This window comes from Deinococcota bacterium, from assembly GCA_030858465.1.
Lineage (GTDB): Bacteria > Deinococcota > Deinococci > Deinococcales > Trueperaceae > JALZLY01.
This window is the reverse complement of record JALZLY010000304.1, coordinates 1-2,484: the sequence shown is the minus strand read 5'-3', so window position 1 is coordinate 2,484 and position 2,484 is coordinate 1. Positions and strand designations below refer to the sequence as shown.

The window sequence follows — 2,484 nt, the reverse complement described above, 5'->3', positions numbered from 1 at the left end:
ATTTACATCCCTTGATGAACGGATAGCCGTTTACTTGCCGCCTCGAGTCAGCCCTCAAAAACTGGGCGTGTTCAGGTTGTACATCTGGCGCGCGCGTCTACTGCCGTCTCTCGAGCGAGTAGACTATCCTTGGCTAAACAACGGAGAAAGGCGGTGGAAGCTGCCCGCAGCCGCTGGTGCAAGCAAATCTGAATGTGGTGGTCTACTATGGCAACAGCGTAAGCGGCAGTTTGGCGGTTACGGCCGCGAAGTGGCGGCGATCTGTGGTGGCGATGCGCCCGAGACCCAGCTCCTCGGCGATCGCAATCACGGCTCCGTCGACAAAGCCCAGCTCGAGGTCGGCGTACTGCCGGTTTAGCTCCAGCACGCGGCCGTACCCCGCGCCAGAGAGTTCGGCGACGAGGTAGTCGTTCTCCGCCAGCCCCCGGTAAAACGTCCACTGGGCGTTCTGACCGACGCGTTGACCGAGAAAATAATCCACCTCGGCAATCACCGGCGCGGGGACGATCAGCCCGTCCTGCTCGCGCTCGAACAGCGCCAAGGCCTTCTTGTGCCAGCCGTCGCGGCGGTCGTAGTAGGCATAAAGCAAGCCGGTGTCGAGCAAAACGGCCATCAGCGCCTGTGCTGCTGATCCTCCGCCAGGCTGTCTTCACCGAAGCCAAGCTCGCCCAGAAGCTCCTCGGCACGTTCCGCCGTATCGGTATGGCCGCTGTCGAAGGCGCCCGCACCGGGAGGCAAACGCCTCGGCCTGTTCGCCAGCTGGTTGCGCAGGGCGTCGCGAATGACTTCGGCCATAGGCTTCTTGCGGTGCAGGGCCTCGAGCTTCAGGAGAATTTCCAGCTCTGGATCGAGATAGATGGTAGTGCGTTTCATATGTTTATGTTAGCATAGCCAAACCCGCTTAACCTTACGGTCTTGGTCAGCCCCGCGTGCCGTGTGGGCGCGACCGGCTGCCTTCTCAATGTCAACCGCTTCCTGTCCTAAAGCGTGAAGGGCCGAAACGCTGGGCTCGAGGTGCTACAATCACCGCATAGAGCGAGCAGGCGGCAACCCGCAGACGCCGCCTCGAGCCGAAGGAGCCGCCCATGTCCCGCCGTTCAGACAAGACGATGGCCGCTTCGCCGCCGTGGCAGGCGGACGTTGACCTCGGGCAGCAAGAGTTACCCGGGGCCGGCAACCTGCCGCTAACGCTCACCGGCCTTATCGGTCGCGAGCAGGAGCTGGCGGAGGCCGCCAGGCTGCTGGAGGGGACCCGCCTGCTGACGCTGACGGGCGTCGGCGGGGTCGGCAAGACACGGCTCGCGCTCGAGCTCGCCCACAAGCTTAAAAGACGCTTCGAAGGTGGCGTGTGGCTGGTGGAGCTTGCGCCCGCAAGCGAGGCGGCGCAAGTCGCGCCGGCGCTGGCACGAGTCTTCGGGCTGCACGAGGAGCCGGGGCGGAGCCTGGCCGGCGTGCTCGCCGACTACCTCCGGGCCAAACAGGTGCTGCTCCTTTTCGACAACTGCGAGCACCTGGTCGCGGCCTGCGCCGGGCTGGCCGAGTCGCTGCTCTGCGCCTGCCCCGGGCTCAAGGTTGTGGCGACCAGCCGCGAGGCGTTGGGGGTCGGCGGCGAAACGGTCTGGCCCGTCCCCCCGCTCTCGCTGCCGGACGAGCACGCCTCCCCTGAAGCTCTGGCGCGGGCCCCCGCGGTGCAGCTCTTCGTCGCGCGCGCCAGAGGGGTGCAGCCGAGCTTTGCGCTGATACCTCGCCACGCAGCCCTCGTGGCGCAGCTATGCCGGCAGCTGGACGGCCTCCCCTTGGCCCTCGAGCTGGCCGCGGCGAAGCTCAAGGTCCTGACGTTGGAAGGGCTCGGCGCGCGCTTAGGCGACCGCTTCGGCCTCCTCGCCGGCGGCAGCCGGACCGCCCTGCCGCGCCAGAGGACGCTGAGCGCCGCCATCACCTGGAGTTACGAGCTGCTCTCCGACGCGGAGCGCGCCCTGTTAAGGCGGCTGTCGGTCTTCGTCGGCGGCTGGACGCTCGGGGCGGCCGAGGCGATCTGCGTGGGCGGCGAGGTGCAACAAGAGGTGCTCGAGCGACTCACCCAGCTGGTGGACAAGTCCCTGGTAGTCGTCGAGATGCCCGCTGCTGAAGCCCCCGAAGGGGTGCGCTTTAGGCTGCTCGAGACGATCCGGCAGTACGCGGCCCAAAGGTTGCAGGCGCTCCCCGACGACGACGCGCGGACGCGCGCGCGCCACGGCGCGTATTATCTTTCCTTCCTCGCGCAGCGCCAGGAGCGGCTCAAAGGGCGCGACCAGCTGGCGGCTCTGGGCGAGGTCGCCAGAGAGCTCGACAACGTGCGCAAGGCGTGGCGCTGGGCGCTCGAGGAGGACGAGGTAGCGGCGCTCCTCGGCGCGGCGGACGCCCTCTGGCTCTTTTACGCGACGGGGCGCGGGCTCTTTTGGGAGGCGGAGGCGGTCTTCGGCAGCGTCGCCTTAGCGCTGGAGG

General features: G+C 67.1%; 3 protein-coding genes. 1 reads left to right on the top strand and 2 read right to left on the bottom strand.

The window, feature by feature from the left end; all coding sequences use genetic code 11:
• Positions 1–205: 205 nt before the first annotated feature.
• Together M3498_15180 and M3498_15175 are read right to left on the bottom strand one after the other, a co-directional pair.
• Complete coding sequence (locus M3498_15180) at positions 206–613, bottom strand: PIN domain-containing protein (protein ID MDQ3460623.1); 408 nt, start codon at positions 611–613, stop codon at positions 206–208.
• Positions 613–873: a ribbon-helix-helix domain-containing protein gene (locus M3498_15175; protein ID MDQ3460622.1), complete on the bottom strand. Its 261-nt coding sequence runs from the start codon at positions 871–873 to the stop codon at positions 613–615. Before M3498_15175 ends, M3498_15180 begins: the two co-directional genes overlap by 1 nt.
• Positions 874–1,085: 212 nt before the next feature.
• On the opposite strand from M3498_15175, the gene M3498_15170 reads away from it, so the two are divergent.
• The coding region (locus tag M3498_15170; GenBank protein MDQ3460621.1) for an NB-ARC domain-containing protein at positions 1,086–2,484 on the top strand (1,399 nt) is incomplete at its 3' end.

Bases quoted from the DNA above. Each gene is read 5' to 3' on its own strand.
- M3498_15180 (MDQ3460623.1), bottom strand. From the start codon at position 613: ATGGCCGTTTTGCTCGACACCGGCTTGCTTTATGCCTACTACGACCGC.
- M3498_15175 (MDQ3460622.1), bottom strand. From the start codon at position 873: ATGAAACGCACTACCATCTATCTCGATCCAGAGCTGGAAATTCTCCTG.